We start from the raw sequence: 15725 nt of genomic DNA, 5'->3' as shown, positions 1-15725 counted from the left end.
TGCCTTGCTGCGCCCTCAATCATCCATCTTCAACGCGTTGATAAAGGCGCTTTGCGGGATTTCGACCCTACCGAATTGGCGCATCTTCTTCTTGCCCGCTTTCTGCTTATCCAAAAGTTTCCGCTTGCGGGTTGCATCCCCGCCGTAACATTTTGCAGTCACGTCCTTGCGCAGCGCGGCCAAGGTTTCGCGTGCGATGATGCGCCCGCCAATCGCGGCTTGGATCGGGATTTTGAACATATGGCGGGGGATCAGCTCCTTGAGTTTTTCGCACATCATGCGGCCCCGCTGTTCGGCCCGATCACGATGCACCATGGTCGATAGGGCATCAACTGGCTCATCGTTCACCAGGATCTGCATTTTGACCAAGTAATCCTGTTGATAGCCCGTCATCTGATAGTCAAAGCTTGCGTAGCCCTTTGTCACTGATTTCAGGCGGTCGTAGAAGTCAAATACCACTTCGTTCAGCGGCAAATCATAGACCACCATCGCGCGGTTGCCCGCATAGGTTAGGTCAAGCTGCACCCCGCGGCGGTCTTGGCACAGTTTTAAAACGTCGCCCAAGAAATCATCAGGCACAAGGATCGTGGCCTTGATCCGCGGCTCTTCGATGTGATCGACATAGGTCAGGTCGGGCATATCCGCGGGATTGTGCAATTCTACCATCGATCCATCACGCATGTGCACATGATAAATCACCGAAGGCGCGGTGGTGATTAGGTCGATATCATATTCACGTTCGAGACGATCGCGGATGACCTCAAGGTGCAAAAGACCCAAGAACCCGCAGCGGAAGCCGAACCCAAGCGCGGCTGAGGTTTCCATCTCATAGGTAAAGCTTGCGTCATTGAGGGCCAATTTCTCAATCGCATCGCGCAGGTCTTCGAAATCATTAGCATCCACAGGGAAAAGGCCGCAGAACACCACAGGGATCGAGGGCTTGAACCCGGGAAGCGCTGCCGCACAGCCGCCTTTATCATGGGTGATGGTGTCGCCCACACGGGTGTCGCGCACCTGTTTGATGGAGGCGGTCAAAAACCCGATCTCGCCTGGCCCGAGCTCTGCAATATTTTCCATCTGGGGGCGGAACACGCCGAGGCGGTCAATTTGATACAGCCCGCCCGTTTTCATCATACGGACGCGGTCGCCCTTTTTGATCTTGCCGTCCACCACGCGGATCAGAACGACCACGCCGAGATAAGGGTCGTAATAGCTGTCGATCAGCATGGCCTTGAGCGGTGCATTCGCGTCACCTATGGGTGCAGGCAGGCGGGTGACGATTGCCTCTAGAACGTCAGGGATGCCCAAACCCGTTTTCGCGGAAATCATGACCGCGTCTGAGGCATCAATCCCGATCACATCTTCGATCTGTTCGCAAATCCGCTCAGGTTCGGCGGCAGGCAGGTCAATCTTATTGAGAACGGGAACAATCTCATGATCCGCTTCAATCGCCTGATACACATTGGCCAAGGTCTGGGCTTCAACCCCTTGGCTGGCATCCACAACCAAAAGCGACCCTTCCACCGCCCGCATCGAGCGGCTGACCTCATAGGCGAAATCGACATGGCCGGGCGTGTCGATCAGGTTCAGAACATAGGTCTGGCCGTTCTTGGCAGGGTATTCAATCCGCACAGTATTGGCCTTGATGGTGATCCCGCGTTCGCGCTCGATATCCATCGCGTCAAGCAATTGCTCTTTCATATCCCGCTCAGACACAGTGCCGGTCAGTTGGATCAGCCGATCCGCCAAGGTGGATTTGCCGTGGTCGATATGCGCCACGATGGAGAAGTTACGAATGCGAGAAAGCTCGGTCATGTTGGCCCTAGGCTATGCGTGCAGTAAGCGGTCAGATAGCGCAAGGCGGGCCAATAGGAAAGGGGGCTCAGATGATAAACCCGCGCAAGCACGAGCCCAGCTCGCGCGGGTTTGTGAGATCAGTTGTTATGGCCTTCGCCCATCGACCCGTGGCCACTCATGGTATGGCCTGCGGGCATACGATCAAGATCAACGGGGATAGTCACTGTCAGCGGGCTTGCTGTCTCGAAGGTGAACGTCACTTCGATCTCAGCACCATTTTCCATCGGTGCACTCAGCCCCATGAACATCACGTGCTTGCCGCCACGTTCTAGGAAGATGGTTTCGCCTGCTGCAATGGGAAACCCCTCTTCGACATGCACCATACGCATCACCCCATCCCCATCGGCGATATGAGTGTGTAGCTCGACTTTGGCAGCCGCATCTGACATCACGCCTGTGATGACGTCATCTTGGCCCGTGTCGTTGGTGATGTGCATAAAGGCCGCACCTGTGGGGGCCGAGGGGCCTGTGCTGCGGGCATAGGCATCGCTGACGACCATATCGGCCAACGCAAAAGAGGGCAGCGCGCTTAGGGCTGCCGCGAGGAAAAACTGTTTTTTCATTTTGGATATCTCCATCCAGATCTGTGTTGAAATTCAATAGGGTTGAATTCACAGAAGGATGGGGGGTGCGCGGGCCTGTTTGTGGCGGGGGAGAGAGGCTCCAATTAGGGTGGGAGCTTCGCGTGTCTGGTCAAATTTATGATAGCTTGCATTAGCCTGCCAATCGGGGCTTAGGATCAACGGGGCAGTATGGGCCAGATGGCAATCAAGGCAGGCGTGTTTGTGCGCGACAGGCGTGCCGTCTTGATCCAGAAGCGGCAAGCCTTGCGCATCGGTGACGATCCAGACCTGCTCGGCCCCGAGGCACAATGTGGTTAAGTCGCCCCAAACCATTTGACCGCGCGCCATGGCATGGGCGCTGCTCGTTAGCGCCGTCAGCGCAATCAGCGCTGTCATCAGCCAATTGGTAGCCTTGCGTGTCATGGCGCCAATCAAAACCACAAAAGATAATGTCTGGCCCTGCGCGATGGTGTCGCGCTGCCGCATAAAACGAAACACCCCACAACCAAGGGTTGGGGGCGTTTCTTGCAGCATCCTAACCCGCGAAGGTCAAGATCTCGATAAGCGATGATTAGGCTTGCGCAGCTTGCGCTTTGGCAATCTCGCGCTTGATCTTCAAGGCGCGGGGCGACAAGACGTCATCCTTCGCGCGCAGAAGAACAGCATCCAACCCGCCGCGCGCATCAACGGTGCGCAAAGCAGAGTTGGAAATACGCAGTTTGAAGCTGCGATCAAGAATTTCAGAGCCCAAATTCACTTCCGTCAGGTTCGGCAGGAAGCGGCGCTTGGTTTTGTTGTTGGCATGGCTGACATTGTTGCCAGACATCGGCCCCTTGCCAGTCAATTCGCAGACGCGTGACATTTGGATCATCCTCGTCATAAGAACGGTGTATAATTATAAAAGGGCGCGGAAGGCTTCACGCCCCTTAATCTCGCGAGGGGATACGGGCCTTCGCCGCAGGTGTCAAGCGATTCATCGGCAAGATTTCTGCATCCGTCCGAGATCTTGTAAAGCGCAGTTTTGTCGCAAAATGCAGTAGTTTGAACCTGCCTCTACCCAATCCCTATTGATTCCCCTAGACTGGCTGTGGATAACTAACATCCAGATGCAGGATATTGAGCAGGGATAAGGAACCACCATGCGTTGCCCCTTTTGCGGAAATGTTGACACCCAAGTCAAAGACAGCCGCCCCGCCGAAGACCATGTCGCCATCCGCCGCCGTAGGCTCTGCCCAGGTTGTGGGGGACGGTTCACCACTTATGAAAGGGTGCAACTGCGCGATTTGGTGGTCGTGAAAACCAATGGTAAGCGCGAAGATTTCGACCGCGATAAGCTTGAACGCTCCATTCGTATTTCTATGCAGAAGCGTCCGGTCGAGCCTGAACGGATTGATCAAATGATCTCTGGCATTGTGCGGCGTTTGGAAAGTATCGGCGACACGGATATTCCATCGAAAACCATCGGTGAGATCGTGATGGAAAGCCTCGCGCGGATTGATACAGTCGCATATGTGCGCTTTGCGAGCGTGTATAAGAATTTCCAAGCTGCGGATGATTTCGAAGATTTCGTTGCTGAATTGCGCCCGCCGATCCCTCCTGAGGGGTAAGCCGCAATGATCGCGGCTTCGCAGGAAGAAGATTTACGCTTCATGCGGGCCGCGCTGACACTCGGACAGCGCGGGCAAGGTCGCACTTGGCCAAACCCTGCTGTTGGCTGTGTGATTGTTAAAGATGGCGTGATCATCGGGCGGGGCGTGACCGCACCTTCGGGCCGGCCACATGCCGAAACGCAAGCCTTGGCACAAGCGGGGGAAGGCGCGCGGGGGGCGACTGCCTATGTTACGCTTGAGCCGTGCAATCATCACGGCCAAACCCCGCCTTGCAGCATGGCCTTGATTGAGGCGGGGGTGGCCCGTGTGGTCATCGCCCAAGATGATCCCGACCCGCGCACCGCAAGGCAGGGCATCGCGCGGCTGCGTCACGCGGGTATATCTGTGACGACCGATATTGCCGCGCCCGAAGCTGCGCAGGCCCATGCAGGGTTTTTCATGCGTGTGACACGCGGCAGGCCCTTGGTGCATTTGAAACTGGCAACAACGCTTGATGGCCGCATCGCAACGGCCAGTGGCGAAAGCCGCTGGATCACGGGCCCTGAGGCGCGGCGTATGACCCATGTCATGCGTGGCTGCCATGATGCTGTGATGATCGGTGCCGCCACAGCGCGGGCCGATGACCCTGACCTCACCTTGCGCGACATTGGCAGCCCGCATCAGCCGTTGCGCGTTATCCTTTCGCGCAGGTTAGATTTGCCGCGTGGGGGGCGCTTGCAAGCCTCTATCGTGAAGGCGCCGCTTTGGCTTGTCCATGGCCAAGACGCCTCGCATGAGGCCTGTGCCTATTGGGGCGAGGCAGGGGCGCATTTGATCTCGCTTGCCCAGTCCCAAGGGGGGCATCTTGAGTTGAACGCCGCATTGCAGGCGTTGGGGGATGTAGGTCTGACCTCCGTTTTCTGCGAGGGCGGGGGGGCTTTGGCCGCAGGTCTATTATCGGCGGATTTGGTGGATCGTCTTAGCGTATTTTCCGCAGGCAGCCTGATTGGTGCCGAGGGGAAGCCCGCGCTTGGTGCTTTAGGGATTTCTGAACTTGCCGCTGCACCACGGTTCTCGCGCCTTACCCATCATGCGGTTGGGGCGGATATTATCAGCCAATGGTCGCGCGTCTAAAACGCTTTGCGCAGACGATTGAGGCGATCCCACAAAAATCATACGCTCAGATGTTGGTTGCAGTAGGGCTAAATTGTGGCACAAATTTGGCGCAGCTTTTGGGCGCGCTCTTGCTCTAAGGTAGGGGCGGCGCTAGGCAGAGGGACAAAGAGGGTCTCAAACGAAAGGCAGGCCGATGTTCACTGGCATCATCACAGATATCGGAACGGTCACGGCATTAGAGCCGCGCGGGGATTTGCGTGCGCGCATTTCTACGCATTATGACACGACACGCATTGATATCGGGGCTTCGATTTCCTGTGACGGCGTTTGTTTGACGGTTGTGTCATTGGGTGAGGATTGGTTCGCGGTCGATATCTCGGCCGAGACCGTGTCGAAAACCACGATTTCGGACTGGGTCGAGGGGCATCACATCAACCTTGAGCGGGCCTTGCGCTTGGGTGATGAGATGGGGGGCCATATCGTTTCGGGCCATGTGGATGGCGTTGCTGAACTGATTGAAATGTATGACGAAGGCCAATCCACCCGTATGCGGTTTCGCGCGCCACGCGATTTGGCCGGATTTATCGCGCCAAAAGGATCGGTCGCGCTGAATGGCACATCGTTGACGGTGAACGAAGTGGAAGGCGATGTGTTCGGTGTGAATGTGATCCCCCACACGAAATCCGTCACTACATGGGGGGCAATGGCGGTGGGCGCGCGCCTGAATATCGAGATTGATATGCTCGCGCGCTACGTCGCCCGATTGCAGGATTGGAAAGGTTAACACCTCTCTGCGTTGACGCGCCGCGCGAAGCACCTTAGATGCGGCGCGACTTATGACAGATGATGCGCGCGCGAGATGCCGCGCCCCAAGGATTGATACAAGCCCGATGAGCACCCCGTCAGATGACACCCCCAGCCGAGCGACTGCCCCACAAAATGCGCGGCAGATGAAATCGGCAGCCCGTCTATACGCGGTGCAAGCCCTATTCCAGATGGAGCATTCTGGCCAAAGCGTGGATGCCGTGCGCCGCGAATTCGAGTCGCATCGCTTTGGTGCGGTTCTGGATGGTGAAGAAATGGCTGAGGGCAATATCGACCTCTTCACCCAGCTTCTTGAGGATGCTGTGGCGCGTCAGGCCAAGATCGACCAAATGACCGATCGTGCCTTGGTTGCAAAATGGCCGATTGACCGCATTGATCCCACCTTGCGCGCTTTGTTTCGCGCGGCTGGGGCGGAGTTGGTTGGGTCTGATACACCGCCCAAGGTCATCATCACGGAATTTGTTGATATTGCGCGGGCGTTCTTTCCCGAAGGGCGCGAACCAAAATTCGTGAACGCCGTGCTAGATCATATCGCCCGCGAAGCACGCCCCGAAGCGTTTTAACCGCTAAAGCCATGCGGCCGATCTGTCGCAGGAAACGCAGTTGCACTGGCGTTTCTTTGCGCTAACCTCTTTTTAGGGAATCCCAAATTATCCTGCAAAGGGAGGTGCGAGATGCCAGAAAATATCCGTTTCATTCTACGCCATGCGGCCATTGGTGCCGTGATTGCCTTTGCCTTTGTTGCGATGCTGTTGGGGTTCAACCTTGCCAATCTGCGTCATTTGGTTCTGAACAGCGCCGATGGGGTTCTTGCCGTTGTGATGCTCTATATCTTTTGCACCATCACCTTCGGTTCGGCGCAAATCGGGTATCGCATTATGACCCTATCCGATGATGACAAAGGCGATCAGGGTCGCCGTGATCGGGCCTTTACCCCCGAGATGCAGCCAATTCCCGTTCGTATCCGAGAGGATAAGCGCGGCAAAGTTTAAGGCTGAGGTGACGGAACCGCATCCACCGTAGAGGCGTAATTCCCGAGAGCCTGCATATACAGGTGGGTGCCAGGTAACGCGACCAGGGCCGTGACAGAGCCAGCTCCCTCGGAAATGATTAAGGCCACCGGAATGTTGCCACAGATACGAATGGCGCAGAACCGTCACCGCTTCACTTAGGTCTTTCCGTGGCTTTCGACAAGTGGGGCGGGATCAACCCAAGCCTTGCTTTTGTTCCGTATTTGTTCCAATCATATGGCTATGACTGCCTCTGATCCGCACCCGTCCGATTTAATGACTGCAGGCCAACGTCTTGCACGGGGGGTGTGTCGGCATTTTGCGCGGCTTGGTTTCACCACATTGGAGGAGTTTTGCCCCAAACGGGGCAAGCGCGTTGATGTCATCGCACTTGGGCCCAAAGGTGAAATTTGGATTATCGAGTGCAAATCAGGCGTGGCTGATTTTCGCAGTGACGGCAAATGGGACGGCTACCTCGAATGGTGTGACCGCTATTTCTGGGCGGTTGATGCCGATTTCCCAACCGAAATTCTGCCCGAGGATACTGGGCTGATCTTTGCGGATGATTACGATGCCGAAGTGATCCGCATGGGGCCAGAGGTGAAACTGGCCCCCGCGCGGCGCAAAAAGATCACGCATGATCTGGCGCAGACTGCCGCGCGGCGCTTGGCGCGGATGCGCGACCCGATGGGGCGTTATTGATTATTTGCGCGATTTGCGTGCGGCTTCGGCGGCGAGGCGCAATTCTTCGGCGATCTCATCTGCCTCGTCAGGATCGAAATCAAGCGGAAGGTCGACACCTTCGGCCTCGACATAGATGCGCACCATCCCAAGGCTTGTTGGCCCGATCTGTAGATTCGCGGCGATATCGCTTTCGCTATTGATACTCATCTCTTCCTCTCCAGATGACAAAAGGCACGGATGCATTGCCCCTTGCGGCAAAGGCCCTAATCCTTTGCGCCATGAATGACAATATCCGCGTCATCCACCCCTTGCAATCGCGGCGCGAGGGGGCTATTTCCGCCGACAGTGCCGCCTTAGCTCAGTTGGTTAGAGCGCTGGATTGTGGATCCAGAGGTCCCCCGTTCAAGCCGGGGAGGCGGTACCATCTCTATCTGCCAGTCTGTCGTTAGTCCGCGGTTGTTATTTCCAACCGTCCGATTTCGGCCATGGTGGTCGCGTCAAACACAATGATCTGCGCGCCCTGATCGACCACCGCAATCCACCCATCGCCAAAGGTCACGGCCGTTGCTGTGATCCCTTCGGGCAGGGTAAGGTCGGTTGGAAGGGTGATTTCATTTTGCGCGGGCTTTGGGAAACGGGTGACAAAAACCGAAACCACCGTTATCAGGCCCAAGATCATCACAAGGGTCAAAACCCAAACTATACGCTGCAGCCAGACCAGATGGGATGGCAGCGCGGCAGATTGGGGATCGTCACCTGAGGAAGGCGTGTTCATGGCGGAACTCCGCATCATTAGTTTCGAGATTGGGCCAGAGCCTGCACCTCGTCTTGATAAGGCACTTGGCCGCGATGTGCCAGAAGAAGCCGCGCTCAGCCGATCCCGCCTTGCCCGGTTGATTGCGGCAGGGGATGTCGCGATCAATGGCGCAACAATCACAGATGCCCGCGCGCGTGTTGTTGAGGGCGATCAGGTCACCATTCGTGTGGCCGAGGCGTCAGAGGTGGAAACCCGTCCTCAGGATATCCCGCTTGATATTTGCTACGAGGATGACGATCTGATTGTGGTGAATAAGCCCGCAGGTTTGGTTGTCCACCCCGCACCAGGCAGTCCTGACCACACGCTTGTGAATGCGCTGCTGCATCATTTTGGCGGCAATTTATCTGGGGTGGGCGGCGAAAAGCGGCCAGGCATCGTGCATCGCATCGATAAGGACACATCGGGCCTTCTGGTCATTGCGAAATCAGATCGTGCGCATCATGGGCTGGCCGACCAATTCGCCGCCCATAGTGCCGAGCGGCATTACATCGCGCTATGCCATGGCAGCCCTGACCCCGCTGATCCCCGCCTGCGCGGTGTGCGTGGCACAAGTTTTGAGGATGGTAATATCCTAAAGATCACCACCCAATTGGCGCGCCATAAAACTGACCGTCAACGTCAAGCGGTTCTGTTCCAAGGGGGGCGTCACGCCGTGACGCGTGTCAAACCCTTGCAAAGCTATCACGATGCCTTGGCCTTGATTGAATGCAGGCTAGAGACGGGTCGCACGCATCAAATTCGCGTGCATCTTTCCCATGCAGGTCACGCGCTTGTGGGGGACCCCGTCTATGGCGGGCGGCGTAGGGTTTCGGAAAAGCTGCTTGGGCCCGAGCTTGCGGGTGCCGTGAACCAATTTCCGCGTCAGGCGCTACACGCTGCCTCGCTTGGCTTTGCACACCCTGCCAGTGGCGAATGGATGCGCTTTGAGGCGGGTTTGCCCGAGGATATGGCAACCCTCGTCACCCGCCTTGAGGCAACCTTAGCTTAGCGCGCCAAGGCCAAACCATTTGCGCGGGGGTCGGTCGCGGCCTCAACCAAGCCGTCCACATGGGTGACAACAGCGCCCGCATGACCAACCAAATCGCTGTAATCGGGTAAGATTTCTGTCTCATGCCCCATATCGGAGAGGGCCGTGATCCAGCCAGGGTCAAACCGCGCCTCGAGTTTCAGAGAGGTCGTTGCATCGCCCCATGTTCGCCCCAACAGCCATCGCGGCGCGGTAACCGCCTGCTGCAACTCCTGACCCAGATAGGCATAGCGCGCAAAAATCGCCGCTTGGGTTTGTGGCTGCCCTTCGCCGCCCATCGTGCCATAGGCCATGACCCGCCCGTCTTCGAACACGGCCATTGCGGGGTTGAGGGTATGGAATGGCACTTTGCGCGGCGCGATTTGGTTCGGGCCATTGCCCATACCAAAGCCTGCACCACGGTTTTGGAAAAACACGCCCGTGTCGGGGCAGGTCAGGCCTGATCCAAATTCCCAGTAGACGCTTTGGATGAAGCTCACTGATGTGCCTTCAGCATCGCTGGCCCCCATCCAGATTGTATCACCGTTCTTTGGCTCATAGGGCCATGGCAATGCGCGCTTGTGGTCAATTTCCCCTGCCAGATCGTCTAGCACCTGATCTTGTAAGAACGTCTCCGGCGGTTGCCGCATGGCGCTGAGGTCACCCAATTCACGATTGCGCAGAATAAAGGCCTGCTTCGTGGCTTCGATCAGGGCGTGAATAGGCGCGACCCCTTCTTTGGCCCATGTTTGGATGCGATCATAAATCCCCAAAATCATCAGTGATGACATCCCTTGGGTGGGTGGGATCATGTTGTAAAGCATGGCTTTTGATGTCTTGACCGACAGCGGTGTCACAGCACGGGCGCTATATGCGGTGAAATCTTCAAGACGCAAAGGGCTGCCTTGAGCCTCAAGAAAGGCCGCGTGGGTTTTGGCCAAATCGCCGTGATAATAATCTTTAATGCCCTTTTGTGCGATCTGGCGCAGCGTTGCCGCCAAAGAAGGTTGTGTAAACCGCGCACCTGCAACAGGGATTGCGCCGCCAAACAGATAGGTATCCGCAAATCCAGGCACATCTTTCAGCCCGTCAATCTTATCTGCGATGCACTGGGATTGGTTGTTGCTGACAGGAAAGCCTGCTTCTGCGTGATAGATCGCATGCTCAAGAAGGCGAGACAGGGGCAGGGGGGTAGCGCTTGGAGCGGCTTCGAGCGCGGCGCGCCACCCATCCACTGATCCTGGAACAGTCAACGCGGCCTTGGCGCCGCGGGTGGGGATTGCATCGGTGAAACCTGCCGCCTCATACCATGCTTGGCTTGCCAACGCAGCAGAGTGGCCCCCTGCAAAAATCGCCTGCACAGGGGCATCTTTGCGTTTGATCAGCCAAAACCCATCGCCGCCGATCCCGTTCATATGCGGATAGGTCACGGCGATTGTTGCGGCCATGGCCACCATCGCTTCAACGGCGCTGCCGCCCTCGGCGAGAATATCCTGACCTGCCTGTGCGGCCAAATGATGGGGGGCTGTCACGGCGCCCCGAAATCCTTGTGTGGTGTTAAGCATGGTTTGTCCCTCGTCACGCGTTGAGCCTTAGCTTATGTCGCGGCTGCCTCGTGACAAGGGGTGGGGCGCATTGCGATCATATCCGCGTGAGCTTTGCTATAAATAACGGCAGTATGCCTTGTTTGCTGCTCGTTGCGGGGGTAGGCCTAGGGTCTTTGTGCACGCTTCCCCTTGAATGGGGAATAAAAATTCCCATCTGAGGTGAAGTTAATCATCGTTACATTCACGGTTTCTTAAAAAAATCGTGCAAATTAAGACGAACATCAGGGATCACATGCTTATGAGCAGCTATGCAAATCTTCCAGCACCTTCCCCCGAACAGGGGTTGAACCGCTATTTGCAGGAAATTCGCAAATTCCCCCTGCTTGAGCCCGAACAAGAATACATGTTGGCCAAGCGTTGGGTGGAAGATCAAGATACCGAAGCGGCCCATCAATTGGTCACATCGCATCTGCGTTTGGCGGCTAAAATTGCGATGGGGTATCGTGGGTATGGCTTGCCGCAGGCCGAGGTGATCTCTGAGGCCAATGTGGGCCTGATGCAGGCAGTCAAACGTTTTGATCCCGAAAAAGGGTTTCGTCTCGCCACCTACGCGATGTGGTGGATCCGCGCGGCGATCCAAGAATACGTCCTGCGCTCTTGGAGTCTTGTAAAACTTGGCACGACATCAGCACAGAAAAAGCTGTTCTTCAATCTGCGTAAGGCGAAGGCCCGTATCGGCGTGTTGGAGGAGGGCGATTTGCGCCCCGAGAATGTCGCCAAAATCGCCACAGATTTGGGTGTGACTGAGGATGAAGTGATCTCAATGAACCGCCGCCTGTCGGGCGGGGATGCCTCGCTCAATGCGGTGATTGGCAGCGATGGCGAGGGTGCCACGCAATGGCAAGACTGGCTTGAAGATGAGGATGCTAACCAAGCCGAAGATTACGCCGAGCGGGATGAGTATCAAAGCCGTATGGCCTTGATGGAGCAGGCCATGGAAGTTTTGAATGAGCGCGAGCGTGAGATTCTCGCGCAGCGCCGCCTACAAGATGTGCCTGTCACCCTTGAGGAACTGTCCGGAAAATACAATGTCAGCCGCGAACGCGTGCGCCAGATCGAGGTGCGTGCCTTTGAAAAGCTGCAAAAGAAAATGCGTGAACTGGCCGTTAAGGGCGGGATCATTCCCGCCTAACCTGCGTTCAGGCGGGTTCTGCGTTCAGGGCTGTGATGAGGGAGGTAAACGCCTCTTCAAGTCGCTGTTGAAGATGCCAGTAAAATGGTTTTTCGGCCCGCGCTCTGCCGCTGCCTATTTGCACCAAACTGCCGGTTTCAAGGGGGCCTTTGAGCATGTCATGTGGGGCCGCGACCCAGCCAAGGCCCAATTGTGCGCCAATCACTCAATCCCCAAGCGAGGGCATGATCCGCGCAGGGCCAAACGCATCATGCTTATTACCAAAATGTGCCTTGGCCCAAATATCGGGCAGAGATGATTTTGGCGCGGTGACCAGACGGGGGGCCTTTAGGATGGCTGCCTCTGGATAATTGCGCACCATTGCGGGGCTTGCGCAGGCGACAATTTCCATCGGGGGCAAACTATAGCGTGCTACACCTGAAATCGACAAAGGGCGGCTTGTGGTTTTTTGAGATTGGCGCATCATGCGCGCTATGACGACCACCCCACGCCTCAAAAAAGAAACAGCCACGCGCCCCGTGATTGGGATGGCGTGGATGCTGTTGACGGGCCTCTGTTTCGTTCTAGTGACGGCCTTGGTCAAACATGTTGGCAGTGATGTCCCGCCCGCACAATCCGCCTTTTTGCGCTATATTTTAGGCTTGGGTTTCTTGATCCCGATGATCCGCCCCATTTTGCGCGCGCGCCTGACGCGGGGGGATCTGGCGCTGTTTTCTTTGCGGGGCGTGTTGCACAGTTTGGGCGTGATTTGTTGGTTCTATGCGATGACGCAAATCCCCATCGCTGAAGTGACGGCGATGAACTATCTGAACCCTGTTTATGTCACTGTTATGGCAGTGCTTTTCTTGGGCGAGCGTATGGCGCTGCGCCGCGCGCTTGCGGTGCTTTTGGCCTTTGTTGGGGCGCTTGTGATCTTGCGCCCGGGCTTTCGCGAATTATCGATGGGGCATTCCGCGATGATTTTCACGGCCCTGTTTTTTGCAGGCGGCTATTTGGTCGCCAAGATCATGGCAGATCGGGTTGATGCAGCAGTGGTGGTTGGGATGCTGTCGGTCACAGTGACCATCGGCCTTGCCCCCTTTGCTTTTGCGGTTTGGATCACACCCACATGGGAACAGATTTTTTGGCTGTTCCTTGTGGCCTGTTTCGCCACGGCTGGACATTACACAATGACCTTGGCCTTTGCAGCTGCACCTTTGACTGTCACGCAGCCTGTGACCTTCCTTCAACTTGTATGGGCGACCACGATGGGGGCGGTCGTGTTTGGCGAGGCGGCCGATCCTTATGTGATTTTAGGTGGGGCGATTATCATTGGCTCTATTTCCTTTATCACATGGCGCGAAGCGGTCTTGAATCGCCGTCAAATCACGCCAGCGGTGCCGCAAACAAAGTAGGTGAATTTTGGATTGCCTGTTTCTTGGGCATCGCGCTTGTTTTTTGCACAAGCGCGCACCAACCTGCCACGCTGCAATGCAGAAAGGGCGACCATTTCATTGTTCCTTTACATTGATCTGCTTCAGTCAAACCAAAGGAGTTGCGGTGAATGTCTGACTGGTTGCAGGGCTATGGTGCGGTGATTTTTGGTGGGCTTGGCACATTGGCCGATTGTGCAGAGCTTGACCTTGCCGCGTGGAACGCGGCCTTTCGTATCCATGGGTTAGATTGGTTCTGGTCATGGAAAACATATGCGTCCCTGACCCATGAGGTAGGGCATCGTCATTTGGCAGCGGCCTATGCGGCGCTGCATGGTGAAGATCATCGTGCTGATGCACTTGATGCGACCCACCAGAAAATCTTTGCAGCGAAACTGGCTCAGAACATTCACTTGCGTTCGGGTGTGCGCGATGTGCTGCGTGCTGCGGCCCATGGGGGGCGGGGTCTTGGCTTTGTCTCGCGCTCGGATTTGATGCCTGTGCGCGCGCTTTTGGGGGCAACGGCCCGTGCCCGCGAAGGAATTTCCTTTGACGCTGTGATCCTGCGCGGCGATGTCACCCGCCACGCCCCCCATCCTGAGGCCATGCAAAGCTGCATCAGGGCGCTAGAGGTTCCAGCAAACAAGGTTTTGGTAATCGTTGATCGCGGTGCCGCGGCCTATGCCGCGCAAGATGCGGGGTGCCATGTGGTGGGCTTTCCCAGCCGTTTGGCCGAAGAGGGCGAATTTCCTGCTGACCTGCCCTTGCTGCATGTTTTGGATATTACAAAATTGGTCAGACCCAGCGCTGACGGGCAGGGCCAACACGCCGCTGAATAAGGTGCAAAAAAGGCTGGCCACATGGCCAGCCTTTTTTAATTCTCATGCGGGCAGGTCAGATCACAGTTGATCCATGATCTCGTCAGGAATTTCAAAATTCGCTGTGACGGTTTGCACATCGTCATCATCTTCAAGCGCATCAATCAGCTTCATCAGCTTCTGCGCCCCGTCAAGATCAAGCGGTGTTGTCGTCTGGGGGCGCCAGACCAATTTGGTGCTTTCCGATTCCCCCAATTGATCTTCAAGGGCGGTCGAAACATCCGACAGGTCGGTGTCGGCGCACCAGATGATATGACCATCTTCGCTGCTTTCGACATCCTCGGCCCCGGCCTCAATTGCGGCCATCATGACGCTATCCGCATCCCCTGCAGAGGCGGGATAGCTGACCTGACCTTTGCGGTCGAACATAAAGGAAACCGACCCTGTTTCGCCCAAATTCCCGCCATTCTTGCTAAAGGTCGAACGCACATTTGATGCGGTGCGATTGCGGTTGTCTGTCATGGCTTCTACGATGACCGCAACGCCATTGGGGCCATAGCCTTCGTAACGGATTTCTTCGTAATTCTCCGCATCGCCGCCTTGCGATTTCTTGATCGCGCGCTCAATCACGTCTTTCGGCACCGAGCTTGACTTCGCTTCTTTCACGGCAAGGCGCAAACGTGGGTTTTTATCAGGATCGGGGTCGCCCATCTTCGCGGCAACGGTGATTTCCTTTGCCAGCTTAGAAAACAGCTTAGAGCGCAGCTTGTCCTGCCGCCCTTTGCGATGCTGAATATTCGCCCATTTTGAATGGCCTGCCATGGCATGCGTCCTTGTGTTTGAAACTCGCGCGGGGTTTTAGCCCTGCGGCCCAGATTGCGCAAGCGCGGCTTTCGGGATGATCAGCGAATGGGGGCAACGGGGCGGGGTGATACAAATTCGTAGGTCTGGCCCCGCGCATCGGTGATGGTCACGCTTGCCACCGGGGGAAGCTTGGCTTCGGGTGCCACGGATTTGACCACCAATTCGACCACGCGGCGCAAGATATTGCTGCGCGGGTCAATCTCAACCACATAGCCAAAGCCATCAGGGCAGCCCTCAAGCGCCCCTTGCCACAGCGTCACATCCCCTTCGGGCGCGGTTACGGTGCAGGTCGTTCCATCACTCATTCGCACCTCTAGGTCACCACGCGAAAGGCGGATGTCCGTAGGGTTTGGGTTCACTTGGGAAAGCGCGCAAGCACAGAGCGCAAAAACCAAAGGCACAAGTGCAAAATTGCGTGTGATCAA

At 56.4% G+C, this 15725-nt stretch carries 20 protein-coding genes, 1 tRNA gene and 1 other RNA gene; 11 read left to right on the top strand and 11 right to left on the bottom strand.

Annotated features, from left to right (window positions below; genetic code table 11):
* Positions 1-15 precede the first annotated feature (15 nt).
* The 4 genes from lepA to rpmB all read right to left on the bottom strand — a co-directional run bounded on the left by lepA (position 16) and on the right by rpmB (position 3282).
* Positions 16-1815 (bottom strand): translation elongation factor 4, encoded by a 1800-nt coding sequence (lepA, locus tag AAC632_RS01230; RefSeq protein ID WP_340298507.1) that lies wholly within the window; start codon positions 1813-1815, stop codon positions 16-18.
* Between the two features lie 119 nt (positions 1816-1934).
* Positions 1935-2420 (bottom strand): copper chaperone PCu(A)C, encoded by a 486-nt coding sequence (locus tag AAC632_RS01225; RefSeq protein ID WP_340298508.1) that lies wholly within the window; start codon positions 2418-2420, stop codon positions 1935-1937.
* A 48-nt stretch (positions 2421-2468) separates the two neighbouring features.
* Positions 2469-2906: a hypothetical protein gene (locus AAC632_RS01220; protein WP_340298509.1), complete on the bottom strand. Its 438-nt coding sequence runs from the start codon at positions 2904-2906 to the stop codon at positions 2469-2471.
* A gap of 85 nt (positions 2907-2991) precedes the next feature.
* Positions 2992-3282 (bottom strand): 50S ribosomal protein L28, encoded by a 291-nt coding sequence (gene rpmB, locus AAC632_RS01215; protein ID WP_340254438.1) that lies wholly within the window; start codon positions 3280-3282, stop codon positions 2992-2994.
* Positions 3283-3559: 277 nt separating this feature from the next.
* Between rpmB and nrdR the strand changes: the two genes are divergently transcribed.
* The 5 genes from nrdR (at position 3560) to AAC632_RS01190 (ending at position 6942) form a co-directional block, all read left to right on the top strand.
* Complete coding sequence (nrdR, locus tag AAC632_RS01210; RefSeq protein ID WP_317655566.1) at positions 3560-4027, top strand: transcriptional regulator NrdR; 468 nt, start codon at positions 3560-3562, stop codon at positions 4025-4027.
* 6 nt (positions 4028-4033) lie between these two features.
* Positions 4034-5143 (top strand): bifunctional diaminohydroxyphosphoribosylaminopyrimidine deaminase/5-amino-6-(5-phosphoribosylamino)uracil reductase RibD, encoded by a 1110-nt coding sequence (ribD, locus tag AAC632_RS01205; RefSeq protein WP_340298510.1) that lies wholly within the window; start codon positions 4034-4036, stop codon positions 5141-5143.
* Between the two features lie 175 nt (positions 5144-5318).
* Positions 5319-5909, top strand: a complete 591-nt coding sequence (locus AAC632_RS01200; RefSeq protein WP_340259907.1) for a riboflavin synthase — start codon at positions 5319-5321, stop codon at positions 5907-5909.
* A 106-nt stretch (positions 5910-6015) separates the two neighbouring features.
* Positions 6016-6513, top strand: a complete 498-nt coding sequence (nusB, locus tag AAC632_RS01195) for a transcription antitermination factor NusB (protein WP_340298511.1) — start codon at positions 6016-6018, stop codon at positions 6511-6513.
* A 111-nt stretch (positions 6514-6624) separates the two neighbouring features.
* The gene (locus tag AAC632_RS01190; RefSeq protein ID WP_340298512.1) at positions 6625-6942 is read left to right on the top strand and encodes a hypothetical protein; all 318 of its coding nucleotides are present in this window, start codon (positions 6625-6627) and stop codon (positions 6940-6942) included.
* Positions 6943-6951: 9 nt separating this feature from the next.
* Here the strand turns inward: AAC632_RS01190 and ssrS are convergent.
* Positions 6952-7107: non-coding RNA, 6S RNA (gene ssrS / locus AAC632_RS01185), on the bottom strand.
* 90 nt (positions 7108-7197) lie between these two features.
* Between ssrS and AAC632_RS01180 the strand changes: the two genes are divergently transcribed.
* A complete protein-coding gene (locus tag AAC632_RS01180; RefSeq protein WP_340299848.1) occupies positions 7198-7662 on the top strand; it encodes an MmcB family DNA repair protein in 465 nt (154 codons plus the stop codon).
* Here the strand turns inward: AAC632_RS01180 and AAC632_RS01175 are convergent, their stop codons facing one another.
* Complete coding sequence (locus AAC632_RS01175) at positions 7663-7851, bottom strand: DUF6324 family protein (protein WP_317655555.1); 189 nt, start codon at positions 7849-7851, stop codon at positions 7663-7665.
* Positions 7852-7991: 140 nt separating this feature from the next.
* Here AAC632_RS01175 and AAC632_RS01170 point away from each other — a divergent pair.
* Positions 7992-8068: transfer RNA gene (locus AAC632_RS01170), tRNA-His, on the top strand.
* Between the two features lie 21 nt (positions 8069-8089).
* Here AAC632_RS01170 and AAC632_RS01165 read toward each other — a convergent pair.
* A complete protein-coding gene (locus tag AAC632_RS01165) occupies positions 8090-8419 on the bottom strand; it encodes a DUF6476 family protein (protein ID WP_340259909.1) in 330 nt (109 codons plus the stop codon).
* Between AAC632_RS01165 and AAC632_RS01160 the strand changes: the two genes are divergently transcribed.
* A complete protein-coding gene (locus AAC632_RS01160; protein WP_340298513.1) occupies positions 8418-9449 on the top strand; it encodes an RluA family pseudouridine synthase in 1032 nt (343 codons plus the stop codon). The genes AAC632_RS01165 and AAC632_RS01160 overlap by 2 nt on opposite strands.
* On the opposite strand, the gene AAC632_RS01155 is transcribed toward AAC632_RS01160, so the two are convergent.
* Positions 9446-11032 carry a gamma-glutamyltransferase family protein gene (locus AAC632_RS01155; RefSeq protein ID WP_340298514.1) on the bottom strand — a complete coding sequence of 529 codons (1587 nt, stop codon included), beginning with the start codon at positions 11030-11032 and terminating at the stop codon, positions 9446-9448. The two genes, AAC632_RS01160 and AAC632_RS01155, sit on opposite strands and share 4 nt — an antisense overlap.
* 280 nt (positions 11033-11312) lie before the next feature.
* Between AAC632_RS01155 and rpoH the strand changes: the two genes are divergently transcribed.
* Positions 11313-12206, top strand: coding sequence for an RNA polymerase sigma factor RpoH (gene rpoH, locus AAC632_RS01150; RefSeq protein WP_340298515.1), 894 nt, complete (start codon positions 11313-11315; stop codon positions 12204-12206).
* Between the two features lie 205 nt (positions 12207-12411).
* Here the strand turns inward: rpoH and AAC632_RS01145 are convergent, their stop codons facing one another.
* Positions 12412-12669, bottom strand: a complete 258-nt coding sequence (locus AAC632_RS01145) for a hypothetical protein (RefSeq protein ID WP_340298516.1) — start codon at positions 12667-12669, stop codon at positions 12412-12414.
* A 1-nt stretch (position 12670) separates the two neighbouring features.
* Between AAC632_RS01145 and AAC632_RS01140 the strand changes: the two genes are divergently transcribed.
* Entirely contained in the window at positions 12671-13600 is a 930-nt protein-coding gene (locus AAC632_RS01140; RefSeq protein ID WP_340298517.1) for a DMT family transporter, read from the top strand.
* Between the two features lie 149 nt (positions 13601-13749).
* Positions 13750-14457 (top strand): HAD hydrolase-like protein, encoded by a 708-nt coding sequence (locus tag AAC632_RS01135; RefSeq protein ID WP_340298518.1) that lies wholly within the window; start codon positions 13750-13752, stop codon positions 14455-14457.
* A 60-nt stretch (positions 14458-14517) separates the two neighbouring features.
* Here the strand turns inward: AAC632_RS01135 and AAC632_RS01130 are convergent, their stop codons facing one another.
* The gene (locus AAC632_RS01130) at positions 14518-15258 is read right to left on the bottom strand and encodes a YebC/PmpR family DNA-binding transcriptional regulator (protein WP_317655546.1); all 741 of its coding nucleotides are present in this window, start codon (positions 15256-15258) and stop codon (positions 14518-14520) included.
* Between the two features lie 80 nt (positions 15259-15338).
* Positions 15339-15725 (bottom strand): hypothetical protein, encoded by a 387-nt coding sequence (locus AAC632_RS01125; protein ID WP_340298519.1) that lies wholly within the window; start codon positions 15723-15725, stop codon positions 15339-15341.

This window comes from Roseobacter sp. HKCC-CH-9351, assembly GCF_037830295.1.
Lineage (GTDB): Bacteria > Pseudomonadota > Alphaproteobacteria > Rhodobacterales > Rhodobacteraceae > M30B80.
This window is presented reverse-complemented; position numbering and strand designations above follow the sequence as displayed.

What these genes read in the sequence shown, in the direction of transcription:
- rpoH (WP_340298515.1), top strand. Translation starts at nt 11,313, where the DNA reads ATGAGCAGCTATGCAAATCTTCCAGCACCTTCCCCCGAACAGGGGTTG.
- AAC632_RS01155 (WP_340298514.1), bottom strand. Translation starts at nt 11,032, where the DNA reads ATGCTTAACACCACACAAGGATTTCGGGGCGCCGTGACAGCCCCCCAT.
- nusB (WP_340298511.1), top strand. Translation starts at nt 6,016, where the DNA reads ATGAGCACCCCGTCAGATGACACCCCCAGCCGAGCGACTGCCCCACAA.
- AAC632_RS01220 (WP_340298509.1), bottom strand. Translation starts at nt 2,906, where the DNA reads ATGCGGCAGCGCGACACCATCGCGCAGGGCCAGACATTATCTTTTGTG.
- AAC632_RS01175 (WP_317655555.1), bottom strand. Translation starts at nt 7,851, where the DNA reads ATGAGTATCAATAGCGAAAGCGATATCGCCGCGAATCTACAGATCGGG.
- AAC632_RS01180 (WP_340299848.1), top strand. Translation starts at nt 7,198, where the DNA reads ATGGCTATGACTGCCTCTGATCCGCACCCGTCCGATTTAATGACTGCA.
- ribD (WP_340298510.1), top strand. Translation starts at nt 4,034, where the DNA reads ATGATCGCGGCTTCGCAGGAAGAAGATTTACGCTTCATGCGGGCCGCG.
- AAC632_RS01225 (WP_340298508.1), bottom strand. Translation starts at nt 2,420, where the DNA reads ATGAAAAAACAGTTTTTCCTCGCGGCAGCCCTAAGCGCGCTGCCCTCT.
- AAC632_RS01145 (WP_340298516.1), bottom strand. Translation starts at nt 12,669, where the DNA reads ATGCGCCAATCTCAAAAAACCACAAGCCGCCCTTTGTCGATTTCAGGT.
- AAC632_RS01135 (WP_340298518.1), top strand. Translation starts at nt 13,750, where the DNA reads ATGTCTGACTGGTTGCAGGGCTATGGTGCGGTGATTTTTGGTGGGCTT.
- AAC632_RS01140 (WP_340298517.1), top strand. Translation starts at nt 12,671, where the DNA reads ATGCGCGCTATGACGACCACCCCACGCCTCAAAAAAGAAACAGCCACG.
- AAC632_RS01200 (WP_340259907.1), top strand. Translation starts at nt 5,319, where the DNA reads ATGTTCACTGGCATCATCACAGATATCGGAACGGTCACGGCATTAGAG.
- nrdR (WP_317655566.1), top strand. Translation starts at nt 3,560, where the DNA reads ATGCGTTGCCCCTTTTGCGGAAATGTTGACACCCAAGTCAAAGACAGC.
- rpmB (WP_340254438.1), bottom strand. Translation starts at nt 3,282, where the DNA reads ATGTCACGCGTCTGCGAATTGACTGGCAAGGGGCCGATGTCTGGCAAC.
- AAC632_RS01165 (WP_340259909.1), bottom strand. Translation starts at nt 8,419, where the DNA reads ATGAACACGCCTTCCTCAGGTGACGATCCCCAATCTGCCGCGCTGCCA.
- AAC632_RS01190 (WP_340298512.1), top strand. Translation starts at nt 6,625, where the DNA reads ATGCCAGAAAATATCCGTTTCATTCTACGCCATGCGGCCATTGGTGCC.
- AAC632_RS01160 (WP_340298513.1), top strand. Translation starts at nt 8,418, where the DNA reads ATGGCGGAACTCCGCATCATTAGTTTCGAGATTGGGCCAGAGCCTGCA.
- AAC632_RS01130 (WP_317655546.1), bottom strand. Translation starts at nt 15,258, where the DNA reads ATGGCAGGCCATTCAAAATGGGCGAATATTCAGCATCGCAAAGGGCGG.
- lepA (WP_340298507.1), bottom strand. Translation starts at nt 1,815, where the DNA reads ATGACCGAGCTTTCTCGCATTCGTAACTTCTCCATCGTGGCGCATATC.